We start from the raw sequence: 13,212 nt of genomic DNA, 5'->3' as shown, positions 1-13,212 counted from the left end.
AAGCAGCTGCCTTTTTGATAGCAATTAAGCAACTCACTCGGCCTCACACTCCAGCAGCCGCACGGTGAGTGCGTCCAGATAGCCGCATAGGCGGTCTGCACCTAAGGGCTTTTGGTAGCGCACCACCCGGTCTGGCAGGCGCGCAGCGCCTTCCATGTCTTGCGGCGACATGGCAGACAAGGCAATGATGTTGAGCCCCAGCAGATCGGGTTCCTTGAAAAGCGACTCCACTAGGGTAAAGCCGTCCATAGGCTCCATCACCAGGTCAGTCACCAGCAGGTCGGGCTTCATGGCCCGCACATGGGCCAGCGCCTGGTTGGCCTGGTTCACGATGGTGAGCTGCACCTTGTGCCCGATGCGAGCGAGCAGAGATTTGAAAAAAGCGATTTGTACCGCATCGTCTTCCACCAACAAAATGCGTAGTGGCCGGGTGCTGGTAACCCCCGCAAGACCCACATTGCGCGAGTTGAGCAACTGGTCCACGCTGCTGCGGAAGATGCGGCGGTGCCCGCCCGGCGTGATCCACGCATCGAGCTCCCCGTTGATCACCATCTTCTGGACCGAAGTGGTCGAGAGCCCCAACACTTTGGCTGCCTGCTGGGTGGTTAAAACATCGCGTTCATTGTTCATGTCAACGTACTCCGGTTACATCGCCCAACACTGCCGAGACATCGACAAGGAGAGGTAAGCAATGACTATTTAAATAAAACATTAATTGCGTTAATTTGGACTATTCAACAAAAACCCCAGAGCACTTTTGCTCCGACCTCGACTCTCGGGGCTGAACCCATGAACCAGAGGAAAACGCTTGAACACGCCACTCACTTCAATCGCGCCGTCATTACTCGATGCCCGGCAGATGGGCAAAACCTGGATCAGCCTCTTCGATCAACCGTGTGACGATTTGAATCATTTCGACGGGTTCAAATGGCTTCATCAGGTACGCAGCCGCACCGCTCGCGAGTCCCGCATCCACATCCGACGGCTGATTGGCTGCTGATAGCATGACGACAGGTATTGCCTTCAAAAAAGGATCTGCGCGCATAGCCTCACAAGCAGTGATTCCGTTGACCCCTGGCATTCGCACATCCATCAACACCAAATCTGGTCGGTGCTCACGCGCCATAGCCAGGCCCTGGGCTCCACTAGAAGCCTCCAGTACCTCAAAACCCATATATTCAAGAGTCATACGAATCAAGCGGCGTATTCCGTCGCCATCATCAACTGTCAGAATTGTTTTCTTCATTTGAAATTATATAAATAAACATTTAATGCGACTTTACCGAAAATTACGTTTTTAGTGTTGTTTTTGCCTCAGCGCAGACAACAATACTTTCTATCAACATCTCATCTCGATAGTTTTTATGTTTATTCTTTCCAAGCTCATCGCCTGGGTCACCCAGCCTCTGTTCTGGCTGCTGCTGGTGTTGTCTGTGAGCTGGCTGGTGGCCCGCCGGCGCCCGGCCATCGCTCGGCCTGCATTGGGCTGGAGTGCAGTGCTATTGGTGTTGACCGGATGGATGCCCCTGCCGGACTTGCTCATCCGCAAGCTGGAGGCGCCCTACCCTGAGATCGCGCTGAACGCCGACCTCTCCGGCTATGCAGGGGTAGTGGTGCTGGGCGGTGGCACCGCCGCCGGGCGCTTGCAAGAGCAGCACAGCCACCCCCTGCTCAATAGCGGCGGTGAGCGCTTGGCCGTGTCGGCCGCACTGGCCTTGAAAAACCCTGGCCTGCCGCTGATCTACACCGGAGGTGAAGGTGACCCGCAAGGCGGCGGCCCGAGCGAGGCCGAACGAGCCCGCAGGTTTTATGACAGCCTGGGTATCCCCGAAGGGCAGGTCCGTTACGAGGCTGCCTCCCGCAACACCTACGAAAACGCGGTGCTGAGCGCAGAGCTGCCGGGCGTGAATCCGCAGAACCGGTGGCTGCTGCTGACTTCGGCCTGGCACATGGCTCGCGCCAAGGCCACGTTCGAAAAAGCCGGTTGGAATGTCACGGCCTACCCGGTAGATTTCCGGGCGGAGTCCCCCATCAACTGGTCACGTTATTCCCTCCAAGAGGGTGTGACAGACTGGCAGATGGGACTCAATGAGTACGTCGGTTGGCTCGCCTACCGGCTCATGGGCCGCCTGTAGGCCCTGCAGCGTCAGGCAGGTGTTTCTTTGGAGGCCAGCACTTGGTCAATGCGGCGGCCCTCCAGGGTTCGCACTTCAAACACCCAGCCTCCTACAGTAATGCGGGCACCGGGCTGTGGCAGCTGGCCTGTCACCGCCATCAGCAGGCCCGCCAGCGTGTTGTACCGGCCCCGCTCTTCGTCGGGGAGTTCGTCTTCAATGTCGAGGCGGACTTTGAGCTCGCCGACCGGCATCAGGCCGTCCAACAGCCATTGGCCGTCGTCCTGCAAGGTGGCCCAGGCGTCGTCTTTGGCGTCGGGCTGAAGCTCGCCGGTAATAGCTTCCAGCAGGTCGTGCGGAGTCATCAGGCCTTGCACCACGCCGTATTCGTCGACCACAAACACCATGCGGGCAGACCGTACCCGGAACTGCTCAATCAGCTCCATACCCGTCAGGGTTTCGGGCACAAACACCGCCTGCTCGGCCAGCGAATCCACCGTGCCCGTGTACGACGCGCCCATGGCCAAAAGGCGGGACACGCTCACCAGCCCCACCACATTCTCCAGCGACCCACGGCACACCGGGTACCAGGAGTGGCCATTGCCGTCGCGGGTATCGCCGGCCAGCGCCAGCGCTTGTGCCACCGTCAGGTTGGCCTCCATCCAGGCGATATCGACCCGGGGCAGCATCATGCTGGTCAGCGGGCGATCATCCAGGTGGAACACATTGCGCACCATCTGGTGCTCGTGCTCCTCGATGATGCCGGCATCCACCCCTTCTTCGAGGCTGGCAGATATTTCTTCTTCGGTCACTGCGCGGTTGTCGCTGGCGTTGAGCCGCAGCAAGCGCAAGGTGGCATGGGTTGCATACGACAGCAAGCGCACAAAAGGCTTGGCCCCCGTGGCCACCCAGGTCATGGGAATGGCCAGTGCCCGTGCTACGGTTTCCGGATACAGCTGCCCGATTCGCTTGGGCACCAGTTCCCCGAACAAGATGGTGATGAACGTAATGCCGGTCACCACCAGTGCGGTGGCAGAAATTTCAGCCACCCGGGTTGAGAGCGAAAACTGGCTCTCCAGCCAACGGGCAACCCCATCGCTAAAGGCCGCCTCCCCCACGATGCCGTTCAACATACCGATAGAGGTAATGCCCACCTGCACCACCGACAAAAACTGGGTGGGGTTGTCCAACAAGGCCAGCGCCGCCTTGGCCCCTTTGTCCCCGGCCTCCACCATGGTTTGCAAACGCACCTTGCGGCTGGCCGTGAGCGCCAGCTCCGACATGGCAAAAACGCCGTTCAACAAGGTAAGAACCAGAATGAGCAAAAAATCCATGAGGGGCAAGCGAGAATCGAGACATGGCAATGTACCTTATCGGTGATGTTCAGGGCTGCGACAGCGCGCTGGAACAGCTCACCCGCACCATCGACTTTTCCCCCAGCCGTGACACGCTCTATCTGTTGGGCGACCTCGTCAATCGAGGCCCTGAGTCTGCCCAAGTGCTGCGACGGCTGCAACGCTACGGCGATGCAGCCCGCTGCCTGCTCGGCAACCACGACCTGCACCTGTTGGCAGTGAGCTACGGCGTTCGCAAACCGGGCAAGCGCGACACGCTGGCGCCTTTGCTGGAAGCGGAAGATGCCCCCGCCCTGCTGCACTGGCTCCGGCATCAAAAAATGGCCCTGCTGGAAAAGGTCGGGAATTCAGAGCTCTTAATGGTGCATGCCGGCGTATTACCTGCCTGGACAGCTACTAAAACAATAGCACTAGCACGCGAAGTCGAAGCAGCGCTGCAAGCGCCCGACGCACACCAATTCTTTCAGGACATGTACGGCAACGGCCCCGACGCGTGGAGCGACTCGCTCACCGGGCCTGACCGCTTGCGGGTGATCGTTAATGCACTCACCCGGCTCCGCTACTGCACGCCCGGTGGTGCGATGGAGTTCAAGCACTCCGGCGGTCTGGACGCTGCGCCCGACGGATATGTACCGTGGTTTGACACCCCGGCACGCCAGACGACCCGTGAGATCGTGGCCTTCGGGCACTGGTCGACCCTGGGCTGGCTAGCCCGGCCGGATGTCTGGGCTCTGGACAGCGGCTGTGTGTGGGGAGGTTGCCTCAGCGCGTTGCGGGTTAGCGCAGCCGCGCAGGGAGGCCTGTCGACTGAATTGATGCAAGTGCGGTGCGCCCAGTCCCAGGAGCCCGGGGACTAAGGCACACCTGCAACACCCGCCGGTTTCAGGCCGCCTTGAACAAGGCAGCAACCTTGCGCTTGGGCTTGATGTTGGCCGAGATGCCCCGCGCAGCGGACTTGCCGGATGACTCCCACGAGGGTGCTGCCACTTCGGCTGCCGGTGCGGTGGGCTCGTAAGGCTTGTCAAAAAAGGGATCCCGTGGCGCGGGCGCCGGACGGCCATAGTCGCGGTGAGCGCGGGTCCGGTAAGCGTCGTCCCGCTCATTGCTGTGGCTGCGGCCACGGCCATCTCCACGGCTGTCACCGCGGCCTTCGCTGCGCGGACCCCGAGCTTGCTCGCCGCTCTCGGAATACAGGCGACGGCCATCATTGATACGGCCCTGGGTGCGGATGTCCGGGCGGTCTTCGTCAAACTCCACCGCTTCCAGCTCGATTTTGGTCTTGATGAGCTTCTCGATATCCGCCACCAGACGGGCATCGTTGCCGCCGCCGACAAAGCTCACCGCCAGGCCAGAGGCTCCAGCGCGACCGGTGCGGCCGATGCGGTGCACATAGTCTTCTGCGTTGAACGGAATGTCCATGTTGAACACGGCGGGCACATCTTTGATGTCCAGGCCGCGGGCGGCCACGTCGGTACAGACCAGCAAATCGACCTCGCCTTTTTTGAAGGCATCCAGGGCCTTCAGGCGCTCGTCCTGGCTCTTGTCACCGTGCAGGGCTGCAGCACGCAGGCCGTCGCGCTCCAGGGAGCGGGTCAAACGGGCGCAGCCGAGCTTGCTGTTCACGAACACAAAGGCTTGCTTGATCTGCTTGCTGCGCACGATCTGCAAGAGCGCGTGGCGCTTGTCGTCGTCGTTCACCCGGTAGAAGTGCTGCTCCACCGTGGAAGCAGTCGCATTCGAGCGCGCCACTTCAATCGTGACCGGGTTTTGCAGGTAGCTGTTGGCCAGGCGCTTGATTTCGGGAGAGAAGGTCGCCGAGAACAGCAGCGTCGTGCGGGCCTTGGGCAGGTAGCTCAAGATGCGCTGCAGGTCCGGCAGGAAACCGATGTCCAGCATGCGGTCCGCTTCGTCCAGCACCACGTACTCAACCTGGTTCAAGACGGCGTTCTTGGCTTCAATATGGTCCAGCAAACGGCCCGGGGTGGCCACCAACACCTCGACGCCGGCTTTGAGCTCCAGGGTCTGAGGCTTCATGTCCATCCCTCCAAACACCACGGCGCTGCGCAGGTTGGTGTACTTGGCATACAGCTTGACCTGTTGGGCCACCTGGTCTGCCAACTCACGGGTGGGCAGCAATACCAGGGCTCGCACCGGATGGCGTGCAGGCGAAGTGGAAGCGTTTTCGTGCTTCATCATGCGCTGCAGCAGGGGCAACGCGAATGCAGCGGTTTTACCGGTGCCCGTCTGGGCAGCGCCCATCACATCTTTGCCGGTCAGGACCACGGGAATGGCCTGCGCCTGGATGGGCGTCATGGTCGTGTAGCCCATCTCCGCCACAGCACGGGCAAGAGGGTCTGCCAGCTGCAGCTGGGCGAAAGCCATGGTGGGAGTGTCCGAGGTGAGCTCGTTGGAGTTCACGGGAGTGGGAGTCAATTCAGTAATCAAATCGGTAAGGCATAGCCATAAAGAGTGCTATCCATCCGATAGCGGGTCGCCCAAAGGAAGTCAGGGCAAACCCCGATTATCCCCTAGTCCTACAAAGTGCGGCTGGAAAACGTATCGCAGCCCTTGACGCTGCCGGTTTTCAGGCCCTTGTCGAACCAACGCTGGCGCTGTGCGCTGCTGCCGTGGGTAAAGCTATCAGGCACCACCGCTCGGCCTGCGCCACGTTGCAGAGCGTCGTCGCCGATTTTGGCGGCGGCATTCATGGCTTCGGCTACATCGCCCTCTTCGAGCAGCTGGCGGGCGTTGTTGGCGTGGTGCGCCCAGACGCCGGCAAAGCAGTCCGCCTGCAGCTCCAGGCGCACGCTCAAGGCGTTGCCTTCAGCCTCGCTCGCGCGGCCTCGGGCTTCCTGCACCTTGGCGCTGATGCCCAGCAGGTTTTGCACGTGGTGGCCTACCTCGTGGGCGATCACATACGCCTGCGCAAAGTCACCGGGCGCGCCCAATTGCTTTTGCAGCGTTTCGTAAAAACCGAGGTCTATGTAGACCTTTTGGTCAGCAGGGCAATAAAACGGGCCCATGGCGCTCTGGCCCTGGCCGCACGCCGTTGGCGTGGTGCCGCGGAACAGCACCAGCTTGGGGTTGCGATACGTGGCGCCGCCTTTGGTGAAGACTTCGCCCCACACGTCTTCGGTATCTGCGAGCACGGTGGACACAAACTGAGCCATCTTGTCATCGGCCGGCGGGCGTTGGGCCGGTGCCTGCTGCACCTGCGCGGTAGGCGCTCCGCCGCCGCTCAAGGCATTCAAAATGGTCAGGGGGTTGATACCCAGCACCCATCCCCCCAGCAAGGCGATGACGATAGTGCCCACGCCCAAGCGACCACTCAGCAGCGCGCCCAAAGGGCCTAGCCCTCCGCCGCCACTGAAGCCCCCGCCCCCACCACCGCTGCGGCGGTCTTCGACGTTGTCGGACTGGCGGTTACCTTCCCATTTCATAGAAATTTCCTTTATGTGATCTCTTGGTCTGCTTGCGGAAACAGCGTCAGCAGGTCGAATCTTCAGCAAAAAACAGGCTCCGCCCAGCGCCAATGAAAGTACCAGCCAGAGCACCGCCAGCAAGACCGGGCGCTCCCAGCGGCCACCAATCTGAAATCATGCGTTCTAACAAAGTCAAATCGGAGCCTAGGTCGAAAAACATCAAGTAGACGGATGCACCTGTAAGCAAACCCACCAATGCACCCACACCGGCATGAAGCAGCACATTGCGACGTCTACCTGCCCAAGGAATCAGTTGACGGACTTTGCAGAAAATGAGTCCGGCAATCAGTGCAGGAATTGCGCCTGCCAAATAGGTCGAAGGCATCCACATGAATGCGACGCGCCAGTCGCTCCAATTGCCAAGGAAACCCATAACACTCCAAGGCAGCAACGCGGCAGGCAATGGCCCCAACAATACAAACCGTCCGACAACTGCCTTGTCAGAGTAAGGGCCGTATTGAGGTCTCGTTGTTGGAAGCGCTGAAGTCTGGGATCTCAATTCCGCTGTCACGATCTGTCGAGCTCTAATCTGCTCTATCTAGCAGACGTGGAGGTTTCAATGAACTTCGCCAGTTCCGCTGACCATTCAGCGGACTCTGGCTGCAAAGCCTGCAAGGACTCGATTTCCACCCCCGCATCGGCCAGCATTTTTTCAGAGGCACCGTTCACCCGGTCCTGGTGCGCTTTTTTGTCGAGGTACACGACGCGCTTGATGCCCACCTGGATGATGGACTGCACACAGCGTGGGCAGGGGTACTGCGTTGCGTAGATGGTAGAACCATGCAGTGGCAGCGTGGTGCAGTTCAGGATGGCGTTTTGCTCGGCATGCACGATGTAGCTGTGGCGCGAGTTCAGCGGGTCGGTGTCGTCGTCCTGCCAGTAGTGGGGGTCGGTATCGTCGCAGCCGCGGGGCAGGCCGTTGTAGCCCACGCCCGAGATTTTGTTGTCCGGGCCGACGATGCAGGCGCCGTTGCGCTTGCGGGCGTCTTTGGAGCGTGCGGCCGCTAGGAGCGCTACGCCCATGAACATGGAATGCCAGTGAATCAGAGAGTCGTTTTTCATAGCATGCGGTGGTTTCGGGCAGTCTAGCACCGCCTACAGGGCGATCTGGGCGCGACTGGCGCGCCATGACGGTGCCCGATGCCACCTGCTACTGTGCAAAGGCTCAGTTAGGGCAGACGCGCTCCCCGGTTGACTTTCGCACAAAGCACAAACTGCCAGACGGCTGGCCATCGCCGACTTCTCGACTTTGCTGTTCGCGTGCGTCTTGCGCCTTCTGGTGCTGCATCGCAGCTTGCGTCTGCTTGTCTCGTTGCTCGCATTCGGCTCTGGCGTCTGGTGTCGGGTATTTGTTGCAAATCTCTTGCGCCCGAGCGAGGAAGCTACTGGGGCCGCACCCAGCCAGCAAACCTAAAGCGAACACAACCGACCAACAAGCTGCGAACTTACGCATATTTCAAGTCCTGTGAAATCAAAGTTTTCTCGACCAGGCGGTCGTCGCCCAGCACGATCAGGCTGAACAGTAGCTCGTCGAGGTTAGACGCCAGCGCCGTCTTGCGAGCCAGCAAGGGCGTGGCTTGGGGGTTGAGGACCACAAAGTCGGCCTCGCAACCGGGCAGCAGGTTGCCCACTGCGGGACCGCCGTTCGCGCCGTCCAGCCCCAAGGCCGCCGCGGCACCCGCGGTGTGCTGCCACCACAGGTGTTGGGGCGAGAGCGAGAGTCCGGTTTTGGTCTGGCCTTCGCGGCCCACGTAGTACGCGGCCAGCATGGTGTGGAAGGGGCTGAAGCTGGTGCCGCCGCCCACATCGCTGGCCAGACCGTACTGGTAGCCCACGCGGTCTGCGCCTTCGTAGTCGAAAAAGCCGCTGCCCAAAAACAGGTTGCTGGTCGGGCTGATGGCCGCAGCCGCGCCGGTGTCGCGCATAAGGGCACGGTCGTCGTCATCAAAGTGGATGCAGTGGGCGTAGATGGCGCGTTCGCGCATCAGGCCGAAATCGTCATAGGTGGCGAGGTAGGAGCGGGACGCCGGGAACAGCTCGCGCGCCCAGGTGATCTCATCTTTGTTCTCGGCCACATGGCTCTGGATCCACACATCTCCGTATTGCTGGGCCAACTCGCCCGCGCCGCGCAACTGGGCGTCGGTGCTGGTGGGGGCAAAGCGCGGGGTAATCGCGTAGCCCAAGCGGTCCACGCCGTGCCAACGCTGGATCAGCGACTCGGTATCGCGCAGGCTTTGCTCGGTGCCGCTCACACCGCCCTGCCCCTGGTTCACCAGGTAGTCCGGGGCGTGGCGGTCCATCAGCACCAGCCCGGTGATCAGGCGCATGCGTCGGGCTTGCGCCTCGGTGAACAAGGCATTGACCGACTCGGGGTGTGAGGTAGCGAAAGTGAGCGCGGTGGTGACGCCGTTGCGCAACAGCTCCGCTACAAAAAACGTAGCTGCTTGCGCACTGTGCTCGGGGGCTGAGAAGCGATTTTCTTCCGGAAACGTGTAGTTCTCGAGCCACGGCAACAAACCGCTGGCGGGCGAACCGATCACGTCGATCTGCGGGTAGTGAATGTGCAGGTCGATAAAGCCCGGCGCGATCATGCGGCCGGGAAAATGCTGCACCGGCACCTGCGGGTACTGCTGGGCCACCGCGCTGTACGCACCGATGGCCTGCACCACTTGGCGGCCGTGGGCGTCAGGCCCGACGACCAGCAGGCCGTCTTGCTCATACAGGGCACGGGCCACGCCCTCGCTGCGGGGGGCAAACCAGAGGAGGGAGGCGCGGTAGGCGTTCATGGTGGTGAGCTTCAAAGACGCAGGAGGTGGCGTAGCAGCAATGTCTGTACCAAGCGCGGACAATCAGTGGGCGCGCAGGGTGCAGCTGTCGCCGATGCCATCGCGCCAGACGCGCACTTGCGACAGGCCCGGAAACTCAGCGGCCATTGCACGCCAAATGAAGGCAGCCAGGTTCTCCAAGGTGCCGGGGCCCAGGCCCTCGACCTCGTCCAGCAAGTGGTGGTCCAGGCGGGGACGCAGCACGGCAATCGCATTGCGCAGGTGGCCCAGGTCCACCACCATGCCGGTGTCCGCATCGGCGTTGCCGGTCACCGTCACCTCGGAGTGGTAGGTGTGGCCGTGGATGCGGCGGCTTCCGGCGATCTCTTCAGCGTCATCCACCGTGCGTTTCAGAGTGTGGGCGGCGTCGAAGAAAAACTTCTGGCTGACCTCGCAGCTGCGGGGGAGCGGTATGGCGGGTGCTTGGGTCATCGGATGCCTGTGATTTTGTGGGTTTGCAGGGACAGGCGCCACGCCGGGTGCTGCATGCAATGGGAGATGCAAGCGCGGGTGTTGTCTGCGCGCAAGATGTTGTCCATGGGCTGCAGGTAGCGGTGCTGAAAGTCCGCCGCCTCACACTCCTCGAGCGAGATGCCGGGCTGCGGCCAGACCAGCTTGAGCTCATGGCCTTGGCGCTGAATCCACTGCGAGCCGGCTTTGGGGCTCACGCAAATCCAGTCGATGCCTTCGGGCGCCAGCACCGTGCCATTGGTTTCCACGGCGATCTGAAAGCCCAAGGCGTGCAGCGCGTCGATGAGCGCGGTGTCGACCTGCAGGAGCGGCTCACCGCCGGTCATGACCACAAAGCGGTGTGCATGGTCGTCAGAAGGCCACTGCGCCGCAATGCGTTCGGCCAAGTCCTGCGCGGTGCGGAACTTGCCGCCCAAGGTGCCGTCGGTACCCACAAAGTCGGTGTCGCAAAACTGGCAGACGGCGGTGGCGCGGTCCTGCTCGCGGCCGGTCCAGAGGTTGCAGCCGGCAAAGCGGCAGAACACGGCCGGGCGCCCTGCGTGCGAGCCTTCGCCCTGCAAGGTGTAAAAGATTTCTTTGACCTGGTAAGTCATGCAGCGCTCCCGGAGGAAAGCGACTGCGGTGCGGCCCCAAGGCACGCGTGCTGGCACACCCCACAGCGTGGGGGCACGAGGTTTTTGTACATGGTAGTCCTCTACATGGCTCCGGAACACAAACAACAAGGCCCGCCGGAGCAGCGGGCCTTGCGGGGGATTTTACCGTGCGGGCCTGTCAACGGTATACAGCGCGGCGAATACTATCTATTTGATAGCTACCCGCGCAGTTGCTATATGGGCTAGAAGCCGATTTGGCACCAAACTGCAGCCCGGGGGCCGGTGGGAGCCACTGGACTAACTATTAACGGAAGGTTTCAAACACTCCATCCAAGCGCTGCACATACTTCTGGCGCAGCGACGCGTCAATGAAGCTGGCGTCAAAGCTGTTGCGGGCCAAGGTGTAAGCGTGCTGGGCGCTCAGGCCCAGGGCCGCAAAGGTCTGGGTGAAGTTTTCGTTCAGGTAGCCACCGAAGTACGCCGGGTCGTCAGAGTTGATGGTGGCCACAATGCCGGCGTCCAGCATGGTGCCAATGTTGTGCTGGGACAGTGTGGGGAACACGCGCAGCTTGAGGTTGGACAGCGGGCACACGGTGAGTGGCACCTTGTCGGCAGCCAAGCGCTGCATCAGCGCCGCGTCGTGAATGGCCTGCACGCCGTGGTCGATGCGCTCGACCTTGAGCACATCGAGCGCGCTCCAGATATAGGCGGGTGGCGCCTCTTCGCCCGCGTGGGCCACCAGCCGGAAGCCCAGCTGTTTGGCGCGCGCGTACACCTTGGCGAACTTCTCGGGCGGGTGCCCTACTTCGCTGGACGCCAGGCCTATGCCCACGATCTTGTCACGCAAGGGCAGTGCTTGCTCCAGGCATTCAAAGGCTTCCTCTTCGCTCAGATGGCGTAAGAAACACAAAATCAACGAAGCCGTCATGCCGAACTTGGCCGGTGCATCGGCACAGGCGCGGTAGAGGCCTTTGATCACCACGTCGGCGCTCAGGCCGTGGCCGGTGTGCGTTTGGGTGTCGAAAAAGATTTCGGTGTGCAGCACGTTGTCGGCCTGCGCGCGGGCCAGGTAGGCGCAGGTCATGTCGTAGAAGTCCTGCTCGGTCTTCAGCACCATGGTGCCTTCGTGGTAGATGTCCAAAAACTCTTGCAGGTTGTTGAACACATACGCATCGCGCAGCGCCTGCTCGCTCGGGAAGCGCAGCGGCACGTTGTTGCGCTTGGCTAAAGCGAACATCAGCTCGGGCTCCAGCGAGCCTTCAATGTGCATATGCAGCTCGGCTTTGGGCATGGCGCGCAGGAGTGCGGGCATGCGGTCCGCTGCAACGGTGGGAACGGTAGGAAAGGTGGTCATCAGCAGACTCCAAAAGTGATTGTTTCTTGCTTTAAAAAGCGGCGGTAGGCGGACGAGGCTTTGTCGGCCGCAGTGTGTGCTTCGGTGCGCACATCCAAGGGCAGGCGCTTCGGGGTCTGTGACTCCAGCACCGGCTTGTCCTGCATGAAGATGGTGTGCTGAAAATCTTGCAGTTTGGTGTCGGGCGACTCGAAGTCGGCCATGGCCAAACGAAACCAGACCCGGCTGGTCTCTGGTGTTATCGGGCAAATGAACAGCGCAATAGATTCACGAAACCCTTGCAAGGCCACGCTGGCCGCATCGGGTACCTTGGTCAACACGGCGGTGTAGGGGGCCACCACTTCATAGGTGTACTCCACCTGCGCAGGGGCGGTGGAGTGCACATTGCTCTGCGGCTGCCAGGCTTTGCATTGGGTCGCGCGCAAGCCAGTGGGCGTGGGCGCTACGGTGTAGTCGTCAATCGCGGGGGCCGCGCGCATGCCCAGCCAGCCGTCGTGCACAAAGCCGAAGTGCGCCATGTCCAAAAAATTCTCGATGATGCGTGGCGCGCTGGTAGCCACATCGTAGGGGCCGCAGTTGAGCTTGCGCAACTGGCCGTCGGTTTCGGCGGCAAATTCAGGCACCGTGTGGCTGGTGTCTGCTTGCAATTGCACCCAGACTAGGCCGTAGCGCTCTTGCGCGGCATACACGCGCGCAGCGTGGCCCGACGGCGGCACAAAGTCCGGCAGTGCAGGCACATGCCGGCACGCGCCATCGCCAGAAAACTGCCAGCCGTGGTAGGGGCACTCCAGCCGCCCGCCACACACACGCCCCAGCGACAACTTAGCGCCGCGGTGCGGGCACTGGTCGGCCAAAGCGTGGGCCTGGCCTGTGGCATCGCGCCACAACACCACAGCCTCGCCCAGCAATTGCACGCCCAGTGGGTCAGCCTGTAGGGCATCACTTGCGGCCACGGGGTGCCACAGGCTGGCCTCTTTCAAAATTTCCATGTTTTTCTACGGTTGACGCATGAACAAAA

General features: G+C 61.4%; 14 protein-coding genes. 2 read left to right on the top strand and 12 right to left on the bottom strand.

Features of this window, described 5'->3' with window-relative positions:
• Positions 1-33: 33 nt before the first annotated feature.
• Positions 34-630: a response regulator gene (locus QZW03_RS13945; protein ID WP_296510613.1), complete on the bottom strand. Its 597-nt coding sequence runs from the start codon at positions 628-630 to the stop codon at positions 34-36.
• Between the two features lie 211 nt (positions 631-841).
• The gene (locus tag QZW03_RS13940) at positions 842-1,246 is read right to left on the bottom strand and encodes a response regulator (protein ID WP_296510612.1); all 405 of its coding nucleotides are present in this window, start codon (positions 1,244-1,246) and stop codon (positions 842-844) included.
• Positions 1,247-1,364: 118 nt separating this feature from the next.
• On the opposite strand from QZW03_RS13940, the gene QZW03_RS13935 reads away from it, so the two are divergent.
• Entirely contained in the window at positions 1,365-2,135 is a 771-nt protein-coding gene (locus QZW03_RS13935; protein ID WP_296510611.1) for a YdcF family protein, read from the top strand.
• Between the two features lie 11 nt (positions 2,136-2,146).
• Here the strand turns inward: QZW03_RS13935 and QZW03_RS13930 are convergent, their stop codons facing one another.
• Positions 2,147-3,448: a hemolysin family protein gene (locus QZW03_RS13930; protein WP_296510610.1), complete on the bottom strand. Its 1,302-nt coding sequence runs from the start codon at positions 3,446-3,448 to the stop codon at positions 2,147-2,149.
• 23 nt (positions 3,449-3,471) lie between these two features.
• Here QZW03_RS13930 and QZW03_RS13925 point away from each other — a divergent pair, with 23 nt between their 5' ends.
• Positions 3,472-4,326, top strand: a complete 855-nt coding sequence (locus tag QZW03_RS13925) for a symmetrical bis(5'-nucleosyl)-tetraphosphatase (protein WP_296510609.1) — start codon at positions 3,472-3,474, stop codon at positions 4,324-4,326.
• 25 nt (positions 4,327-4,351) lie between these two features.
• Here the strand turns inward: QZW03_RS13925 and QZW03_RS13920 are convergent, their stop codons facing one another.
• The 9 genes from QZW03_RS13920 to QZW03_RS13880 all read right to left on the bottom strand — a co-directional run bounded on the left by QZW03_RS13920 (position 4,352) and on the right by QZW03_RS13880 (position 13,174).
• Positions 4,352-5,851, bottom strand: coding sequence for a DEAD/DEAH box helicase (locus QZW03_RS13920; RefSeq protein ID WP_296510649.1), 1,500 nt, complete (start codon positions 5,849-5,851; stop codon positions 4,352-4,354).
• Positions 5,852-6,003: 152 nt separating this feature from the next.
• Entirely contained in the window at positions 6,004-6,909 is a 906-nt protein-coding gene (locus tag QZW03_RS13915) for a neutral zinc metallopeptidase (RefSeq protein WP_296510608.1), read from the bottom strand.
• A gap of 46 nt (positions 6,910-6,955) precedes the next feature.
• A complete protein-coding gene (locus QZW03_RS13910) occupies positions 6,956-7,324 on the bottom strand; it encodes a hypothetical protein (RefSeq protein ID WP_296510607.1) in 369 nt (122 codons plus the stop codon).
• A gap of 161 nt (positions 7,325-7,485) precedes the next feature.
• The gene (locus tag QZW03_RS13905; RefSeq protein WP_296510606.1) at positions 7,486-8,013 is read right to left on the bottom strand and encodes a dCMP deaminase family protein; all 528 of its coding nucleotides are present in this window, start codon (positions 8,011-8,013) and stop codon (positions 7,486-7,488) included.
• 383 nt (positions 8,014-8,396) lie between these two features.
• Positions 8,397-9,737: a guanine deaminase gene (guaD, locus tag QZW03_RS13900; RefSeq protein ID WP_296510605.1), complete on the bottom strand. Its 1,341-nt coding sequence runs from the start codon at positions 9,735-9,737 to the stop codon at positions 8,397-8,399.
• Between the two features lie 63 nt (positions 9,738-9,800).
• Positions 9,801-10,208 (bottom strand): 6-carboxytetrahydropterin synthase, encoded by a 408-nt coding sequence (locus QZW03_RS13895; protein ID WP_296510604.1) that lies wholly within the window; start codon positions 10,206-10,208, stop codon positions 9,801-9,803.
• Positions 10,205-10,840 (bottom strand): 7-carboxy-7-deazaguanine synthase, encoded by a 636-nt coding sequence (queE, locus tag QZW03_RS13890; RefSeq protein ID WP_296510603.1) that lies wholly within the window; start codon positions 10,838-10,840, stop codon positions 10,205-10,207. The genes QZW03_RS13895 and queE overlap by 4 nt, the downstream gene beginning before the upstream one ends.
• Before the next feature lie 304 nt (positions 10,841-11,144).
• Positions 11,145-12,194, bottom strand: a complete 1,050-nt coding sequence (locus QZW03_RS13885) for an adenosine deaminase (protein WP_296510602.1) — start codon at positions 12,192-12,194, stop codon at positions 11,145-11,147.
• Positions 12,194-13,174: an aromatic ring-hydroxylating dioxygenase subunit alpha gene (locus tag QZW03_RS13880; RefSeq protein WP_296510648.1), complete on the bottom strand. Its 981-nt coding sequence runs from the start codon at positions 13,172-13,174 to the stop codon at positions 12,194-12,196. Before QZW03_RS13880 ends, QZW03_RS13885 begins: the two co-directional genes overlap by 1 nt.
• Positions 13,175-13,212: the final 38 nt, after the last annotated feature.

The sequence above is a fragment of the Rhodoferax sp. genome (genome assembly GCF_013297935.1).
GTDB lineage: Bacteria > Pseudomonadota > Gammaproteobacteria > Burkholderiales > Burkholderiaceae_C > Allorhodoferax.
This window is presented reverse-complemented; position numbering and strand designations above follow the sequence as displayed.

Coding starts and splice junctions, on each gene's coding strand:
- QZW03_RS13945 (WP_296510613.1), bottom strand. CDS start 630: ATGAACAATGAACGCGATGTTTTAACCACCCAGCAGGCAGCCAAAGTG.
- QZW03_RS13940 (WP_296510612.1), bottom strand. CDS start 1,246: ATGAAGAAAACAATTCTGACAGTTGATGATGGCGACGGAATACGCCGC.
- QZW03_RS13935 (WP_296510611.1), top strand. CDS start 1,365: ATGTTTATTCTTTCCAAGCTCATCGCCTGGGTCACCCAGCCTCTGTTC.
- QZW03_RS13930 (WP_296510610.1), bottom strand. CDS start 3,448: ATGGATTTTTTGCTCATTCTGGTTCTTACCTTGTTGAACGGCGTTTTT.
- QZW03_RS13925 (WP_296510609.1), top strand. CDS start 3,472: ATGGCAATGTACCTTATCGGTGATGTTCAGGGCTGCGACAGCGCGCTG.
- QZW03_RS13920 (WP_296510649.1), bottom strand. CDS start 5,851: ATGGCTTTCGCCCAGCTGCAGCTGGCAGACCCTCTTGCCCGTGCTGTG.
- QZW03_RS13915 (WP_296510608.1), bottom strand. CDS start 6,909: ATGAAATGGGAAGGTAACCGCCAGTCCGACAACGTCGAAGACCGCCGC.
- QZW03_RS13910 (WP_296510607.1), bottom strand. CDS start 7,324: ATGGGTTTCCTTGGCAATTGGAGCGACTGGCGCGTCGCATTCATGTGG.
- QZW03_RS13905 (WP_296510606.1), bottom strand. CDS start 8,013: ATGAAAAACGACTCTCTGATTCACTGGCATTCCATGTTCATGGGCGTA.
- guaD (WP_296510605.1), bottom strand. CDS start 9,737: ATGAACGCCTACCGCGCCTCCCTCCTCTGGTTTGCCCCCCGCAGCGAG.
- QZW03_RS13895 (WP_296510604.1), bottom strand. CDS start 10,208: ATGACCCAAGCACCCGCCATACCGCTCCCCCGCAGCTGCGAGGTCAGC.
- queE (WP_296510603.1), bottom strand. CDS start 10,840: ATGACTTACCAGGTCAAAGAAATCTTTTACACCTTGCAGGGCGAAGGC.
- QZW03_RS13885 (WP_296510602.1), bottom strand. CDS start 12,194: ATGACCACCTTTCCTACCGTTCCCACCGTTGCAGCGGACCGCATGCCC.